We start from the raw sequence: 15,318 nt of genomic DNA, 5'->3' as shown, positions 1-15,318 counted from the left end.
GGCGTCCGGGCGTCAGACCAGCAGCTGCTGCACGAGTTCACGGCATTTCCGGTACGCGGGTGCCTTTGGATCGATGAGCGCAAAGTGGTCGCCCGGGACCTTGAGCAGCTGGACCGGCGCACCGGCGGCCTTGGCTGCGCCGGCGTAGGTCTCGGACTGGCTTACCGGCACGGTATCGTCCTCCGTGCCGTGAACGGCATATACGGGCACGCCCAGCGGCACCGCACTCATGGGGTCCGCAAATTTATGCCGTTTGGGATATTTCTCCGACGAGCCGCCCAGGAAGTTGCTCACGGCGCCGTTGCTGAGGTTAAGCCGCTCGGCGGCCGCGAGGTTAAGTACCCCCGACTGGCTGACGACGCCGGTGAGCTGCACCGCGCCGTCGTCGTCGCCCCGACGCGTCAGCTGGCGGTCCGCGTCCGGGGCACCAAGCCCCGCGAGCCGGCGGCGTCCCGCCGCCCAGACGGCGAGGTGGCCGCCAGCCGAGTGGCCCAGGGCCACCACGCGGTCCAGTCCCAGCCCGTGCTCGTCGGCCAGTTCACCGAGCTTGTCGATGCCGGCCAGGACGTCGGCGAAGGTGTTGGGCCAGCCTCCGCCGTTGCCGGCCCGCCGGTACTCCAGGTTCCAGGCTGCCATGCCGTGCGCGGCGAGGTCCTTGGCAAGAGGCTCCCCCAGTTCTGCGCCGTACTGCGAACGCCAGTACCCGCCATGGATCACCACCACCACACCCTTGGGCGCGGCAACCTCCGGGAGGAAGAGCTCACCCCACTGGCTGGGGTCCTCGCCATATTGGTACTTGTGCCTCTTCACAGCGTCCTCCTTGGGGCCCGGTGAACAGGCGGCGGAGACTGCCCCCAGAGTCACCGCCGCTGCGGCCGCGATCATAGTCCGCCGCCGCATTTCAGCCATGTGTTGAGCCTACCTTGGGCACCAAGCGGCCCAGCGCAGGCCGGACCCCTCCCATGCCGGACCCCTCCCATGCCTGCTCCGCTGCACTTGCCTGCGGGCGTGCCCGGCGGTGCCAGCCTGCGGGCCGGTGTCGGTGGTGCGCCGTAAGCTGGATCCATGGCGAGCAACTGGGACCGTTTGGACGTGAGCCTGCGCGATTCCGTGCAGGAGAACGTGGAGTTGTACGAGCGGGTCCGGCCTGCCCTGAAGCTGGTCACCCGGGAGGTCCTGCTCACGCTGCGGACCATGCTCAAGGACACCGAAGTCACGCCGTTGTTCGTCACCGGACGCACCAAGACCGTTGAATCCTTCCGCGAGAAGATCTCCCGCACTGAAGAACCGCTGGAGCCGGGCGGGCCACCTGTGCTGAAGTTCCCGGACCCGTTCCGGACCCTGAATGACATGGTGGGAATCCGTGTGATCACCAAGCTGCCGGCGGAAAACGCGGTGGTGGCGAATCTGATCAAGCGCCAGCGCCAGCTCTTTGACTGCCGGGGGGACCGGGAAAAGGACATCGGCTCGATCGAGTCCGGCACATACGGCTACTCCAGCCGGCACCTGATCCTGCGGACCATCCAGAACGAGGCCGTCAAGGACTACCAGCTGGCCTTCAACCCGGACGTCCCGCCGAACGGCAGCTACTTCTTCGAGTGCCAAATCCGGACCGTCTTCGCCCACGCCTGGAGCGAGATCGAGCACGACATCCGCTTCAAGGCCGAGGACCCGCGGGCGTGGACCCCGCACTTCGACCGCCAGTTCACCGCGACGGCCGCCATGCTGGAGACCGTGGAGAGCGCGTTCTCGGACCTGCACGAACGCTACGAGGAGGTCCGCGGCTACTGGGACATGGACGGGGAGGGTGCGGCGCAGCTGACGCCCAACCGGATCCGCGACGTCTGGCGGACCCTGCTTCCGCACGTGGACCGGAAGGTCGACGACGACTGGGGCTGGGCCGCGGAGCTCATGGCCGCCCACGGCCTCAACCAGACCATGCAGCTCGCCGGGCTGCTTAGCGCCAACCGGATCACCGAGGTCCGCAAGGCCTTGGACCACCGCTACTCCCCCGGCCCGGACCGGCTCCTCGATGACCTGCTGCTGTGGCAGTACGGCACCGAACACATCGAGCTCACCGCCGAGCCGGCCGACGCAGTCCCGCACCCGCGGCGCGACAGCCTCCTGCGCCGGCTCAAGCAGATCGAACGGTACCGGCTCACCCAGGGCTAGCGCGTGCCTGCCTCCGCGGGTGCCCTCTGCCACCACCGATCCTCCCCACCTTTGAACCAGCGACGCCGGGCCTCACCGGCGGTCCGCCCCGACACGCGGGGTGCGGCGACCAAAGGTGGGGAATTTCAGCGCCAGCGGGGCGGATGGTCGATGGACGCGGACGGCGGGTGCGGCTACGTGTGGGCGTAGGTGAGGCAGTCGGCGTTGTCGACGCCCGGGCCCACGTGAACTTCGGGCGCCTTGCACATCAGATGGTCGTTGTGGGTGCACTCGGAACGCTGGCAGGCGCCGACGTCGGCCAGCACCTTGGGGAGCCCGCCGTGCACACCGATGTCGATGAAGGTCGCGCAGGAGGCATGGTCTGCGGCGCCTGCGACGGTGATGGCGGCGGCGTTGCAGTGGGAGTGGTCATTGAAGGAGCAATTGCTCACGCTGCAGTCGGCTACGTGCGTCGTCATTGGATTTCCTCCATGCTCCGGCCACCCGGACGGGCGGCGCCGTAAATCCACGCTAGGCCGCACCAAGGCAAACAAAAAGACCCAAACGTGTGACCTAATACCGGTCCGACCGGTCGCGCCGCACCGTCAGTTCCCCGCGCCGAGCTTGCCGGCCAGGCGTTCGCGCATCAGGGCGCTGGCCTGGTTCAGGCCCACGACGTCAACGCTCTTGCCGTGCTGCCGGTACTTCTCCGTGATGGCATCCAAAGCGGCGATCGTGGAGGTGTCCCACAGGTGGGAGTCGCGCATGTCGATGACGACGCGTTCGGGGTCCAGTGCGTACTCGAACTGGGTGTAGAGGTCATTCGCGGAGGCGAAGAACAGCTCGCCGTCCACGCGATACGTGGCCCGGCCGCCGTCGTGCCCCGTCACGGTGCGCTCGACGGTGACGAAGTGGGCCACCCGCCTGGCGAACAGGACCATCGCGACGAGTACGCCGACCCCGACGCCGGTTGCCAGGTTGTGCGTGGCAACGGTGACCGCCACCGTCACTGCCATGACGGCGGTTTCACTCTTGGGCAGGGCCTTGAGGGTGGCGGGCCGGATGCTGTGCCAGTCAAAGGTGGCGACTGATACGAAAATCATGACGGCCACGAGCGCGGCCATCGGGATGAGGGACACAATGTCTCCGAGTGCCACCACGAGGATGAGCAGGAAGACGCCGGCCAGAAGGGTGGAGATCCGGGTCCGGGCGCCGGAGGCTTTGACGTTGATCATGGTCTGGCCGATCATGGCGCAGCCGCCCATGCCGCCGAAGATGCCGGTGACAATGTTCGCGACACCCTGCCCCCAGGCCTCGCGGGTTTTGGCTGAACGCGTGTCCGTGATGTCATCCACGAGCTTCGCGGTCATGAGGGATTCGAGCAGGCCCACGAAGGCCATGGCCAGCGCGAACGGGAAGATGACCTGCAACGTTTCGAGTGTGAACGGCACGTTGGGCAGTGACAAAGAGGGCAGCGAGTCCGGCAGTGCACCCTTGTCCCCCACAGTGGGAACGACGACGGCGGCCGTCACCGTGATGAGCGTCATGGCCACAATGGCCACGAGGGGTGCGGGGACGGCTTTGGTGAGCCTGGGCAGGCCGAAGACGATCAGCAGGCCCAGCGCGGTGAGCGGGTAGACCAGCCAGGGCACGCCGACCAGCTCGGGCACCTGCGACAGAAAGATCAGGATGGCCAGGGCGTTCACAAACCCCACCATGACCGGACGGGGGATGAACCGCATCAGTTTCGCCACCCCGGAGAGGCCCAGCACGATCTGGAAAATGCCGGCCAGAATCACCGTCGCCACAAGGTAATCCAGTCCGTGGGACTTCACCAGTGGGGCGATTACCAGGGCGACGGCGCCGGTGGCCGCCGAGATCATCGCCGGCCGGCCGCCGACGAAGGCGATGGTCACTGCCATCGTGAAGGACGCGAAGAGTCCGATCCTCGGGTCCACGCCGGCGATGATCGAGAAGGCGATCGCCTCAGGAATCAGCGCCAGTGCCACCACGAGGCCGCCCAAAACCTCGGTCTTGAGCCGTCGCGGGGACGTCAAGGCGCCTCGGACCGATTGCAGTTGTGCAGGCGTGGCGGCCGGGGCCGGCGCGTCGATACTGGTGGCCATCGCTGGCTCCGTTCGTGGTCAAGGAGGCCCAACGGCCGCCAGATGTCAAAGAATGTGCAGAATTCAGGGAAGGTGGGGCGCTGCGTCGCGCCGGGGTGGGGAGTTCGCCTTTTTGGGCTCACCCACGCAATGAACCCTACCCGCCGGACTCCCGCCCGCACGGCGGCCTAAAAATCTGACATATTTGTCCGACAGGTGGTCACGAAGTGGCCACCCCGTGGACGCCGATGGCACCATTCTTGGATGCTTGAGGCAACTAAAACTCCGAATACCGCCCGGGACGCGGGCACTGCCGCCGACGTCCCGGCCAATCCCGCCCTCGCCGCCGAGGCAAAGATTGCCCGCATCGCGGTGACGGTCTTCCCGGTCCTTGTGGTGGTGGCCGGGCTCGCCGGCTTCCTGCTCCCCGGTGCGTTCAAACCCCTCGCCCCCAGCGTGCCCTTCCTGCTGGGCATCATCATGTTCTGCATGGGCCTGACCCTGACGCCGCCCGATTTCGCCTCGGTGGCCAAGCGGCCCTGGGCCGTGGCCCTGGGAATCGTGGCGCACTACGTCATCATGCCGGGGGCCGGCTGGCTGATCGCCGTCGGACTCCACCTCGAGCCGGAGCTTGCGGTGGGCCTGATCCTGGTGGGCTGCGCGCCGTCGGGCACCGCCTCCAACGTGATGGCGTTCCTCGCCAAGGGCGACGTCGCCCTGTCCGTGGCCGTCGCCTCCGTGTCCACCCTGATCGCGCCGATCGTGACGCCGCTGCTGGTGCTGTTCCTGGCCGGCTCGTACCTGAACATCGACGCCGGGGGCATGGTCCAGGACATCGTCAAGACCGTCCTCCTGCCGGTCATCGCCGGCCTGCTGGCCCGCCTCTTCCTCAAGAAGCTCGTGGCCAAGGTCCTGCCCGCGCTGCCGTGGGCCTCGGCCGTCGTGATTTCCCTGATCGTCGCGATTGTGGTGGCCGGCAGCGCCAGCAAGATCGTGGCCGCGGGTGGCATCGTGTTCCTCGCCGTGGTGCTGCACAACGGCTTCGGCCTGGGCCTGGGCTACCTGGCCGGCAAGCTGGGGCGCCTGGATGACAAGGCGCGCAGGGCCCTCGCCTTCGAGGTAGGGATGCAGAATTCCGGCTTGGCCGCCACCCTCGCCACCGCGCACTTCGGCGCGCTGGCGGCGCTGCCGTCTGCGGTCTTCTCCCTGTGGCACAACGTCTCCGGCGCGATCGTGGCCGCGTGGCTGGCCCGGCGTCCCCTCCGGGAGGCCGCAACCCAGGAGGCCGCAACGCGGGACGCGGCACCGGAGGCCGCGCTGGAAGCCTAAGGGGTCCTAGCCTCGCAACTGTGCCAGCAGCCGAGTGACGGCGCGCCCGGCCAGGATCTCGGGGGTGTCCGTTCCGGCGGGGACCACCTCGTGTCCGCCCTGGACACCAGGGCTGCCGGGCCCGGCGTCGTCCGTGATGAGCACGCGGGGCGCGCCGCGGCCGGCGAGCTCTGCCATGGCACCGGAATCGTCGTCTGCCTCCGGCGCGCTGGTGTGGATCACGCCGTCGGCACCGCCGGAGAGCATGAACTGCCGCCAGTTCCCGCCCAGCAGGATGACCGACTGGTAGCCGTGCTCCGGCAGGATCCTGGCCAGCACCGTGGCGATGGCCCTGTCCCGGGGCTGCTCGAGGTCCGGTACGGCCACGGCCACCAGCTCCGTCCGGCCCCGGCGCATTCCCCGGGCGGCGCTGTTGGCCACATAGCCAAGTTCGCGGACCGCGGCGTGCACCCGGTCCTGGGTGGCCTCGCTGATCCGGGTGGTTCCGCCGGAGCGGCCGGAGAGCACATAGGAGACGGTGGTCAGGGAGACCCCGGCCGTCTGCGCGACATCGCGGATGGTGGGCTTGGATCCAGGCCGCACTGCTGACTCCCGGCTGTTTCTGCGCCGGGTCCGCGGCGGCTCGTTAATACGTTGCTTCAGGGCAGACCCCCTGTGTGAACTCTAGCCCGAAGCACCGGTTCCCGGCCCACGCCCACCAAGCAGCGCGGCGGGGTTTGCGGCGGGCAGGTCCTTGGTGAATGCCAGCGGCCCGATGGTTTCCGGGTCGGCGGAGAGATCGAACTGTGCCTCGTAACCGGTGCTCAGGTAAAGGTGTTTCGCCTCCGGCTGGCGCGGGCCGGTTGTCAGGTAGACCTTCCGGTAGCCGCGACGGCCGGCCAGCGCCTCCAGCTCGGCCAGGACAAACCGGGCCAGTCCGCGGCGGCGGTGCGCCGAATGCGTCCAGATCCGCTTGAACTCGGCGGTCTGCGGGCCGTGCCGGCGGAACGCGCCGCCGGCCACGGATTCGCCGTTCTCGCGCACAATCAGCAGGGCCCCGCCCGGCGCGGCGAATTCCTCGGCCGGGTAGCGGTTGAGTTCCTCCGCGGCGGCCCCGCGGCCAAAAAGGTTGCCGTAGCGGGTGTCGTATTCGAGCGCGAGCTCATCCAGGAGCGGACGGACCCTGGGATCGCTCATGGGCAGATTGAGGACCGTCAGCGCGGCTGTGTCCACGGGTGGGGTGTCCACGGGCGGGGTGTCCACGGGCGGGGTGTGTAGTGGGGGCGGGGTCATGACGGGTCCTTTCCGCCGGCGGCGGCCTGCGGCACCGCCCGGCCGGCGTCGGTTTGATCGTTGTTGGCCAGGCCGCTGTCGGCCGGGCCGTTGTTGGGCTTCGCCAGCAGGTTCAGGACGCGCCGAGCCAGGGCATCGTTTTCGCGGAACGGCGCGGCGTTGGTGCCGGGCCGGGCGAAGGCGCCGGCGCCCCAGCCGGAAGTACCGGGCCCGACGCCGAACAGCCGCTCGCGCCGCTCCCCCACCGGGCTGATGAGCTCGTTGTGGGCGGACACCAGGAGCCGTCCGGTCGCGTGCGTGCCGTCGGCAGTGAGGAGCTGCTGTTCGGTGCCGAGCCCGGAGGCGTGCAGCTGGCGCAGCAGCGGGTTCGCGGAGCGGGCCACCGACGGCGCCGGGAGCCGGGCCTCGATCAGGGCCGGCGCTGACACGGTGATCCCGGACTGGGCCGAGCGGGCGACGAACCGGCCCGCGTGCTCCGCGGTCTCGATCTCCAGCCCCGGGCCAATGAACTGCAGCAGCCCGGCCCGGTGGATCGCCAGCATCTCCCGCAGCCTGCGCGGCGGCGGCCCGGAATCGACGAAGCTGAAGAAGCCGTGCCACCAGCCCTGGACCTCCCGCTGCGACCGCGCGTTCAGCCGCTCGGACGGCACCAGCCGGCCCAGGTCCATGTAGGACTTCAGCAAGGAAGTGAACAGGGCCAGGGTTTCCGAATGGTCCGGCCCGGTGCGCAGCTCAAGGTCGCGGCCAATGTACGTTGCCACCGCCGACTGGAAGTCTGCGTGACCCGCGTAAACGCGGCCGGCGAAGGGATGGTCCAACCGTTCGAGGTCCAGGTGGAGCCCTGCGTCCGGGACGGACCCGGCGACGAGCCGCCGGCGCTCCTGGCTGTACCAGTCCGCCGCGGCGAACCGTTCGGCGAATTCCTGCCAGCCGGTCCGGACCCGTTCCGGGTAACCGGTGAACAGCTCGCGGTAGTACGCGTAACCGGCGTCCTTGGCGATCAGGGGCCACAGCTGGGCGCGGAAGTCCACCTCGCCGGGCGCATCCAGCAGCGCCGCGACGGCGTCAGCCGTGAAGAACGCCGGCTCGCCCTCCGCGTCGCCGCGCAGGGCGGACGTGATCTTGGAGTGGTAGGGCACGCCGCGGCGGGAGCCGGCCCACAGCCGCGGCTCGGCACCGGAGGGCACGTAGCGCAGGCCGCCGCCTGGCAGCTCCTCGAACCTGCCGCCGCGGCCCTCCATGAGCAGGACCAGCAGGTCCACGAAGGCCAGGCCCATGCCGGAGACAATCACGTCCTGGCCGGCGGCGAGGGGTGAGTAGTCGACGTCGGTGGTGTAGCTGGGCGCCGCGTGAAACGCGCCGTGCCGGGCGGCAAAACCGGCCCACGCCGCAGACTCCGCATCGGGCAGCGAATCCGCGTGCCCCAGGGAGGCGATTACGACGTCGGCGGGCAGCACCGCGCCGCCGGCCAGCCGGACGCGGTAGCGTTCCGGACCCTGTTCGGCTACATGCTGCACCGGCTCGACGGCGGACGCCGTGTCCCGGTGCACGGTGACGGTGGTGTCCGGTCCGAGGGCGGCGACGGAGCGGCGGAAGAACCATTCCAGGTAGACACTCTGCAGCTGCCGGGTGGGGAAGGTGGCACCGGTGAGAGCGGTCAGCTGGCGCCGGAGTTCCGCCGGCAGCTCCGGAACATCCGCGATGGACCCGTCCAGGACCCCGGCGGCCCACTTTGCCAGGCCGGGGCCGTCGACCGCGGGTCCCTCGCATTGGACGGAGGCATCCGTGAACATCGTGACGTCCGCCGCCGCGGAGTTGAGCATCAGCCCGGGATGCTGCTCGTAACGCCAGATCCTGCCGGCACCCGGGGTGTACGGCTCCACGACGTGGATCTGCAGGGCGCCGTCGAGCAGCTCCGGCCGGTTGGCGGCGAGGCGTTCCAACAGCCCGGCCGCGCGCGGGCCGCCGCCGATGAGGACCACGGACGGGGCATTCACTGGCATGACGGTCTCCTGGCTCGGGTGCGGAGCCCTCATGCTAGGCACCCGAAATGGAGCCGGTCGAGGCGCCGGTCACGGCCGTTCACCCCGCGTCACGCGGCGTAAATCGAGGCAAGAATTCGTCGTGTGACGCCGTGCGAACCTGCGTGAACGTATGCAACCTGCCGCCTTGCCGCGCGATTTCGCACGGCCCTAGATTGGCAGCCAACTACCCCCACAGCAACTGGAAGAAGCGAGGTGGCGCATGAGTTCAACAGCAACCCCGGTGGCACAGTCCGCCCCGGAGCCGGCGTCCGCCGGCATCGAATCCGCACCTGAGACCGCGGAGGTCCGGGCCGCAGGACCCGTACCCGCCGGCGAGACCGCACCGGCCGGAACGGTCGGCTCCGATTCGGTGGGCCGCAAGGCCGCCACCGACTACGCCGACTACCGGCTGGTCCCGGCCCGCCACCCGTGGCGCTGGGTGGGCACCGCCGTCGTCGCCGTGGGCGTGGCCGGCATTGCCTGGTCGCTGGCCACCAACCCGCGCTGGGAGTGGGGCGTGGTGGCGCAGTGGTTCACCGCGCAGTCGATCGTGAACGGCCTGCTGGAGACCCTGAAGCTGACGGCGATCTCCGGGGCGCTCGGCTTCATCCTGGGTTTCATCCTGGCGCTGATGCGGCTCTCGGCGTCGCCCCTGCTGGTCTCCGTCTCCTGGACGTTCTCCTGGATTTTCCGCTCCACGCCGCTGCTGGTGCAGATGCTGCTCTGGTACAACCTGGGCTACCTCTACGAGAAAATCAGCCTGGGGCTCCCCTTCACGGACGTGCGCTTCTTTGAGGCGCAGACCACCACCCTGATCAGCCAGTTCGCCGCGGCAGTCCTCGGCCTGACCCTGAACCAGGCCGCCTACTCCGCCGAGATCATCCGCGGCGGCATCCTGTCCGTGGACCAGGGCCAGCTCGAGGCCGCAACCGCCCTGGGCATTCCGGCCTGGCGGCGTTCCACCAGGATCGTCCTGCCCCAGGCCATGCGGGCCATCCTGCCCACCGCGTTCAACGAGGTGATCGGCCTGGTCAAGGGCACCTCAATCGTTTACGTCCTGGCCTATTCCGAGCTTTTCTACACCGTCCAGGTCATTTACAACCGCACCCAGCAGGTCCTGCCGCTGCTGCTCGTGGCCACGCTCTGGTACGTCGTCATCACCTCGGTCCTGAGCGTCTTCCAGTACTACATCGAGCGGCACTACTCCAAGGGCGCGGTCCGTACGCTGCCCCTGACGCCGCTGCAGAAGGCCCGCAAATTCCTCGCCGTCCATACGCCCGCCGCCCGGGAATCGAACCAGGAAAGGGGCACCCGATGAGCACCGCACTCCGTACGACCACCCAGACCCCGTCCGCGGCCGCTGCCACGGACGCCGTAACAACCCGCGGCCTCGTCGAGATCACGAAGGTCCGCAAGTCCTTCGGCGCCGCGGAAGTCCTCAAGGGCATCACGCTGACGGTCGAGCCCGGGGGTGTCGCCGTGATCGTCGGACCGTCCGGATCCGGCAAATCCACCCTCCTGCGCACCATCAACCACCTCGAAAAGGTCGACGCCGGGTTCATCGCGATCGACGGCACGCTGGTGGGCTACGAGGTCCGCGGGCGCCGGCTCCACGAGTTGCGCGAAAAGGAAATCCTGAAGCAGCGCACCGAGATCGGCATGGTGTTCCAGAACTTCAACCTCTTCCCGCACCTGACCGCGCTGGAAAACGTCACCGAGGCACCGATCGTCGCGCCGCGGGCCGGAAAACCCCGGCTCTCCAAGGCCGAGGCCCGCGACCGCGGGCTGGAACTGCTGGACCGCGTGGGCCTGAAGGACCGTGCCGGCGCCTACCCGCGCCAGCTGTCCGGCGGCCAGCAGCAGCGCGTCGCGATCGCCCGGGCGCTTGCCCTGGACCCGAAGATCCTGCTCTTCGACGAGCCCACGTCGGCCCTGGACCCGGAACTGGTCAACGAGGTCCTGGACGTCATCCGCGGGCTGGCCAAGTCCGGCACCACGCTGATCATCGTCACGCATGAGATGGGCTTCGCCCGCGACGTCGCCGACACGGTGGTGTTCATGGACCAGGGCCAGATCGTCGAGCAAGGCACCCCCCAGGAAATTTTCACCAACCCGCGCGAAGTTCGCACCCGGAGCTTCTTCTCCAAAGTCATCGAACCCGCTTTCAACATCTAAGGAACCCCATGGCAATCAGCTCCGCCCCCCGCACCGCCCGCGCGAGTACTGGTCCCCGGCGGACGCGTGCGGCGCTTCCCGCCGTCGTCCTTATCGGCACCCTGTCCGGCACCCTGGCCCTGAGTGGCTGCGCGGATCCCGGCGCCTCCGCGGCTGCCGGCGGGCAGCCGGCGACGACGGCGGCGCGCAACGGCGTCGTCTACAACACCTCGCCGGACCAGCAGCGGATCCGGGCGGATAAGGACGCCGCCCTGGCCGCGAAGGTCCCTGCGCTGATCGGCAAGGACGGCAAGCTGACCGTCGCGACGACGGCGGGCGCGATTCCGCTGTCCTTCCACGCCACGGACGACAAGACCCCGATCGGCGTGGAGGTGGACCTGGCCCAGCTGGTCGCGGACAAGCTGGGCCTGGACCTGGACGTCCAGGTGACCTCCTGGGAGAACTGGCCGTTGAAGACCCAGTCCGGTGACTTCGAGGCCGTGTTCTCCAATGTGGGCATCAACGCCGCCCGGGTGAAGCTCTTCGACTTCTCCAGCTACCGCGCCGCGTACATGGGCTTCGAGGCCAAGAAGAGCTCCGGCTACAACATCAAGGGCTCCGACGACATCTCCGGGCTGAAGATCTCGGTGGGCTCGGGCACCAACCAGGAGAAGATCCTGATCGCCTGGAACAAGGAGCTCGAGGCCAAGGGCAAGGCACCCGCGGTGCTGCAGTACTACTCCTCCGACGCCGACACCATCCTGGCCCTGTCCTCCGGCCGCACTGACCTGAACCTCGCGCCCTACCCGTCCGTCACGTACCGGGAAAACACCCGCGACGACCTCAAGGTGGTGGGCAAGGTCAACGCCGGGTGGCCGTCCGAGACCCTGGTCGCGGCCACCACGCTCAAGGGCAACGGCCTGGCCCCGGCCATCACGGACGCCCTGAACTCCGCCATCAAGGACGGCTCCTACGCCAAGGTCCTGGACCGCTGGGGACTCTCCGAGGAAGCCCTTCCCGAGTCCACGACCGTCACTGAGGCCAACTTAGGGACAGCCCCTTCAGGGAAAGCACAGACCGGGAAAACACAGTGAGGTTCCAGGTCCTCGACATCATCCCGCACTTGAAGAACCCGGTCACCGGGGAGATCGTCTCCACCGCGGACCGGCTCAACCAGGTGGTGGAGACCGCGCGCCGGGCGGAGGAGCTCGGCTACGACAGCTTCTCCATCGGGGAACGCCACGCGGGTGAGTTCATCTCCTCCTCCCCCACCACCGTGCTAGCCGCCATCGCCGCCGTGACCACCAGGATCCGGCTGCAGAGCGGCGTGACGGTGCTGTCCGTGCTGGACCCGGTGCGGGTCGCGGAAGACTACGCCACGATCGACCAGCTCAGCCGCGGCCGGCTGGAACTGGTGATCGGCAAGGGCAATGAGGTGCTGCAATACCCGTTGTTCGGCCTGGACCTGGCGGACCAGTGGGAGCTCCTCGCGGAGAAATATGCCCTGCTCCGCCGGCTTTGGACCGAGGAAAACGTCACGTGGTCCGGGAGGTTCCGGGCCGCGCTGACGGAGCCCACCACCACGACGCCGCGGCCGTTCGCCGGGGCGCCGCGGGTCTGGCATGGCTCCGCCACCAGCCTGGCCTCGGCGGCCCTCGCCGCGCAGTGGGGCGATCCGCTGTTCACGGCCAACGCGATCCAGCCGCGGGAAAACTACAAGGTGCTCATTGACCACTACCGCGAGGAATACGCACGCCACGGCCACGATCCCCGGCACCAGTACCTGAGCTCCGGATCGGGCGCGGGCGGGGTGTTCATCGCGGACACCACGCAGGAGGCCAAGCGGCAGTTCGGCCCGGTCTACGAGGCCCTCACGACCGGCCGGAACGTTCCCGGCAACAACTCCCCCTACCGGGACATCGACCACGCCGTCGCCGACGGTCCGGCTCTGGTGGGCAGCCCGGAGCAGGTGATCGACAAGATCCTCAGCTACCACGCGCTCTACGGCCACGACCTGCAGTCCATCGCGCTGCCCACCACGCTGCCCTTCGCCCAGCAGCAGGAAATTCTGGAGCGCTTCGCCCTGGAAGTCATTCCGGCCGTCCGCGCCGCCGCGCCCACCACGCTCTGGGGCGACGGCGACCCGTACGCCGGCCGGCCGGCATTCGCCGGCACTACTGAGACCGACGCCGCCGCCCGCGTCACAGCCGACCACAACCACCACGGGAGTTCACATGTCCACGCCCACTGACACCGACGGCCGTCCTGACCTTCGTCCCGACCGCCGCTCCGACCTGGAATTCGAAGCCGCCTGGGCGGACTGGCATGCCGCGCACGAACGCCACCGCGCCAGCCCCCACGGCTTCCTCGCCGTCACCCACCTGCACTGGCTCGAGTCCTCACCCGCCCGGCTGGACGGTGCGCCGGGCACCTGGAGCGTCGAGGACGACGTCGTCCGCCTGGCTTTGGGGGCAGGCGACCGCGTCCTTCGCGACGGGCAGGAACTGAACGCGGACGGCACCGGAGCTACCGTGTTCCTCGGCCCGATTCCCGAGCGCGATGGCCTGAACCTGCGGGTGGAGGATGCCGGCGCCGGCCATACCGTGATCGAGCTCGCCAAGCGCGGCGGCCGCTATGTCGTGCGGCCGCGGCATCCCCTGAACCCGCTGCTCACCGGCTACCGCGGCACCCCCGCCTACGCCCCCAGCATCGAATATGCCATTTCAGGAATATTTGTGCCGTTCGCCGAACCGCGGCCCACCACCGTGGGCGCGGCGGTCGAAGGAATCCACCACGTCTACGAAGCCCCGGGGGAAATCCGCTTCCGGCTCCGCGGCAAAGACCTGAGCCTCACCGCCTTCAACGGCCACACTCCGGGCACGCTGTCCGTGCTTTTCACGGACGCGACCTCGGGCAAGAGCACCTACGCGGCCAACCGCTCGCTCACCGTGGCCGCTCCGGGCCCCGACGGCACGGTCTGGCTCGACTTCAACCGGGCGGTGAACCTGCCGTGCGCCTACACGGACCTCGCCACGTGCCCGCTGCCGCCGGCGGAGAACCGCCTGCCGGTGCCCATCGAGGCCGGCGAACAGATCCCCTACGAACGACAGGACGCATCATGAGCAGCCATTCCGCCCAGGACGGGCCCCGCGAACACGGCCTCCTCCTGCTGGAGCTCGACGGTGCCGGCAGCCACCCGGCCGCGTGGCGGGTTTCCCGCACGGCCCCGGCAGCCGTGCTGGGCCCGGAACACCTCCGCGGCGCCGTGCTCGCCGCCGAGTCCGCCGGGTTCCACGCGGCGACGTTTTCCGATCCCGGCATGCCGGCCCCCGGGCACCCGGACGCCGCGGCCCGGCTCAACGCCCTGCAGCGCGCCGCGTTCGCCGGCCCCGTGACCCGCTCCCTCGCACTGATTCCGGAAGTGGACACCGCCTACACCGAGCCCTTCCACATCTCCACCCAGCTCGCCAGCCTCGACTACGTCTCGGGGGGACGGGCCGGCTGGCTGGTAGCCGCTTCATCAAGCGCGGCCGATGCCGCCGCCGTCGGACGCGACACCGTGCGCGGGGACCGGCTCTCCCGCGAGGCCGCCGATTCGATCGAGGTCAGCCGCAGGCTCTGGGACTCCTGGGAGGACAACGCCGTGATCCGCGACGTCCCCACCGGGCGCTACCTCGACGTCGACAAGCTGCATTACATCGACGTCGAAAACGGCAGCTATTCCGTCAAGGGTCCGTCGATCATTCCACGGCCGCCCCAGGGCCAGCTGCCCGTACTGGCCCCGGCCGGGCTCCTCACCGCGGAGGCCGTCGCGGCCGGGGCAGCCGACGCGCTCCTGGTCTCGGCCCCGACGCCCGGGCTCCTGGCCGCCGAGCTCGCGGCGACGCGCGCAGGACTCGCCGCCGGCGGCGACGGGCCTGCGCTGATCGCCGAGCTCGACGTCGTGCTGGACTCCCGCGGCCAGCCCGCCGCTGAGCGGCTGGCCGGACTGAACGGCCACACCCCGTGGCAGAGCCCGCGCGCACAGTTCATCGGCTCGGCGGCCGGGCTTACCGATCTGCTCACCGAGGTGCTGGCCTGGGCCGAAGGGGTCCGCCTGCACCCCGCCGTGCTGGACACGGATCTTGAGGAACTGACGCGGCTGGTGCTGCCCGAACTGCGCCGGCGCGGGGTCCTCGCCCCCACCAGCCCGGACGCCACATTCCGCGATCAGCTGGGGCTGGCACGGCCAGCCAGCCGCTACGCCGCCGCATCCAGCGCCCCCGGCGCGGAAAACTAAGGAG

At 69.3% G+C, this 15,318-nt stretch carries 14 protein-coding genes; 8 read left to right on the top strand and 6 right to left on the bottom strand.

The genetic code is table 11. The features are described from left to right. Window positions 1-12 precede the first annotated feature (12 nt). Window positions 13-810: an alpha/beta hydrolase gene (locus AC1DRO_RS09425; protein ID WP_079555271.1), complete on the bottom strand. Its 798-nt coding sequence runs from the start codon at window positions 808-810 to the stop codon at window positions 13-15. 255 nt (window positions 811-1,065) lie between these two features. On the opposite strand from AC1DRO_RS09425, the gene AC1DRO_RS09420 reads away from it, so the two are divergent. Then, a complete protein-coding gene (locus AC1DRO_RS09420; RefSeq protein WP_028275955.1) occupies window positions 1,066-2,172 on the top strand; it encodes a GTP pyrophosphokinase in 1,107 nt (368 codons plus the stop codon). Window positions 2,173-2,345: 173 nt separating this feature from the next. On the opposite strand, the gene AC1DRO_RS09415 is transcribed toward AC1DRO_RS09420, so the two are convergent. Next, window positions 2,346-2,630 carry a DUF1540 domain-containing protein gene (locus tag AC1DRO_RS09415; RefSeq protein WP_476950635.1) on the bottom strand — a complete coding sequence of 95 codons (285 nt, stop codon included), beginning with the start codon at window positions 2,628-2,630 and terminating at the stop codon, window positions 2,346-2,348. 126 nt (window positions 2,631-2,756) lie between these two features. Further along, window positions 2,757-4,277 carry a SulP family inorganic anion transporter gene (locus AC1DRO_RS09410; protein ID WP_476950634.1) on the bottom strand — a complete coding sequence of 507 codons (1,521 nt, stop codon included), beginning with the start codon at window positions 4,275-4,277 and terminating at the stop codon, window positions 2,757-2,759. Between the two features lie 243 nt (window positions 4,278-4,520). On the opposite strand from AC1DRO_RS09410, the gene AC1DRO_RS09405 reads away from it, so the two are divergent. Continuing rightward, a complete protein-coding gene (locus AC1DRO_RS09405) occupies window positions 4,521-5,585 on the top strand; it encodes a bile acid:sodium symporter family protein (protein WP_476950633.1) in 1,065 nt (354 codons plus the stop codon). Between the two features lie 6 nt (window positions 5,586-5,591). On the opposite strand, the gene AC1DRO_RS09400 is transcribed toward AC1DRO_RS09405, so the two are convergent. The 3 genes from AC1DRO_RS09400 to AC1DRO_RS09390 all read right to left on the bottom strand — a co-directional run bounded on the left by AC1DRO_RS09400 (window position 5,592) and on the right by AC1DRO_RS09390 (window position 8,860). Continuing rightward, window positions 5,592-6,167: a LacI family DNA-binding transcriptional regulator gene (locus AC1DRO_RS09400; RefSeq protein WP_476950632.1), complete on the bottom strand. Its 576-nt coding sequence runs from the start codon at window positions 6,165-6,167 to the stop codon at window positions 5,592-5,594. Window positions 6,168-6,248: 81 nt separating this feature from the next. Next, window positions 6,249-6,857 (bottom strand): GNAT family N-acetyltransferase, encoded by a 609-nt coding sequence (locus AC1DRO_RS09395; RefSeq protein ID WP_476950631.1) that lies wholly within the window; start codon window positions 6,855-6,857, stop codon window positions 6,249-6,251. Continuing rightward, complete coding sequence (locus AC1DRO_RS09390; RefSeq protein WP_476950630.1) at window positions 6,854-8,860, bottom strand: FAD/NAD(P)-binding protein; 2,007 nt, start codon at window positions 8,858-8,860, stop codon at window positions 6,854-6,856. Before AC1DRO_RS09390 ends, AC1DRO_RS09395 begins: the two co-directional genes overlap by 4 nt. A 241-nt stretch (window positions 8,861-9,101) precedes the next feature. Between AC1DRO_RS09390 and AC1DRO_RS09385 the strand changes: the two genes are divergently transcribed. Genes AC1DRO_RS09385 through AC1DRO_RS09360 form a run of 6 tightly spaced genes read left to right on the top strand, consistent with a single transcriptional unit; the run spans window position 9,102 to window position 15,314 of the window. Next, window positions 9,102-10,199, top strand: coding sequence for an amino acid ABC transporter permease (locus tag AC1DRO_RS09385; RefSeq protein ID WP_476950629.1), 1,098 nt, complete (start codon window positions 9,102-9,104; stop codon window positions 10,197-10,199). Continuing rightward, on the top strand, window positions 10,196-11,056 hold the full coding sequence (locus AC1DRO_RS09380) for an amino acid ABC transporter ATP-binding protein (RefSeq protein WP_476950628.1): 861 nt from the start codon (window positions 10,196-10,198) through the stop codon (window positions 11,054-11,056). The genes AC1DRO_RS09385 and AC1DRO_RS09380 overlap by 4 nt, the downstream gene beginning before the upstream one ends. Before the next feature lie 8 nt (window positions 11,057-11,064). After that, on the top strand, window positions 11,065-12,129 hold the full coding sequence (locus AC1DRO_RS09375) for an ABC transporter substrate-binding protein (protein WP_476950627.1): 1,065 nt from the start codon (window positions 11,065-11,067) through the stop codon (window positions 12,127-12,129). Further along, window positions 12,126-13,286 carry an LLM class flavin-dependent oxidoreductase gene (locus AC1DRO_RS09370; protein ID WP_476950626.1) on the top strand — a complete coding sequence of 387 codons (1,161 nt, stop codon included), beginning with the start codon at window positions 12,126-12,128 and terminating at the stop codon, window positions 13,284-13,286. The genes AC1DRO_RS09375 and AC1DRO_RS09370 overlap by 4 nt, the downstream gene beginning before the upstream one ends. Further along, window positions 13,270-14,157: a DUF1684 domain-containing protein gene (locus tag AC1DRO_RS09365; protein WP_476950625.1), complete on the top strand. Its 888-nt coding sequence runs from the start codon at window positions 13,270-13,272 to the stop codon at window positions 14,155-14,157. Before AC1DRO_RS09370 ends, AC1DRO_RS09365 begins: the two co-directional genes overlap by 17 nt. Continuing rightward, window positions 14,154-15,314 carry an LLM class flavin-dependent oxidoreductase gene (locus tag AC1DRO_RS09360; protein ID WP_243178270.1) on the top strand — a complete coding sequence of 387 codons (1,161 nt, stop codon included), beginning with the start codon at window positions 14,154-14,156 and terminating at the stop codon, window positions 15,312-15,314. Before AC1DRO_RS09365 ends, AC1DRO_RS09360 begins: the two co-directional genes overlap by 4 nt. Window positions 15,315-15,318: the final 4 nt, after the last annotated feature.

The sequence above is a fragment of the Arthrobacter sp. P4_F11 genome (genome assembly GCF_056401395.1).
The sequence above is the reverse complement of the archived record's forward strand: the minus strand, read 5'-3'. Positions and strand labels throughout refer to the sequence as shown.

What these genes read in the sequence shown, in the direction of transcription:
- AC1DRO_RS09380 (WP_476950628.1), top strand. Translation starts at nt 10,196, where the DNA reads ATGAGCACCGCACTCCGTACGACCACCCAGACCCCGTCCGCGGCCGCT.
- AC1DRO_RS09390 (WP_476950630.1), bottom strand. Translation starts at nt 8,860, where the DNA reads ATGCCAGTGAATGCCCCGTCCGTGGTCCTCATCGGCGGCGGCCCGCGC.
- AC1DRO_RS09405 (WP_476950633.1), top strand. Translation starts at nt 4,521, where the DNA reads ATGCTTGAGGCAACTAAAACTCCGAATACCGCCCGGGACGCGGGCACT.
- AC1DRO_RS09395 (WP_476950631.1), bottom strand. Translation starts at nt 6,857, where the DNA reads ATGACCCCGCCCCCACTACACACCCCGCCCGTGGACACCCCGCCCGTG.
- AC1DRO_RS09375 (WP_476950627.1), top strand. Translation starts at nt 11,065, where the DNA reads ATGGCAATCAGCTCCGCCCCCCGCACCGCCCGCGCGAGTACTGGTCCC.
- AC1DRO_RS09420 (WP_028275955.1), top strand. Translation starts at nt 1,066, where the DNA reads ATGGCGAGCAACTGGGACCGTTTGGACGTGAGCCTGCGCGATTCCGTG.
- AC1DRO_RS09410 (WP_476950634.1), bottom strand. Translation starts at nt 4,277, where the DNA reads ATGGCCACCAGTATCGACGCGCCGGCCCCGGCCGCCACGCCTGCACAA.
- AC1DRO_RS09360 (WP_243178270.1), top strand. Translation starts at nt 14,154, where the DNA reads ATGAGCAGCCATTCCGCCCAGGACGGGCCCCGCGAACACGGCCTCCTC.
- AC1DRO_RS09385 (WP_476950629.1), top strand. Translation starts at nt 9,102, where the DNA reads ATGAGTTCAACAGCAACCCCGGTGGCACAGTCCGCCCCGGAGCCGGCG.
- AC1DRO_RS09365 (WP_476950625.1), top strand. Translation starts at nt 13,270, where the DNA reads ATGTCCACGCCCACTGACACCGACGGCCGTCCTGACCTTCGTCCCGAC.
- AC1DRO_RS09415 (WP_476950635.1), bottom strand. Translation starts at nt 2,630, where the DNA reads ATGACGACGCACGTAGCCGACTGCAGCGTGAGCAATTGCTCCTTCAAT.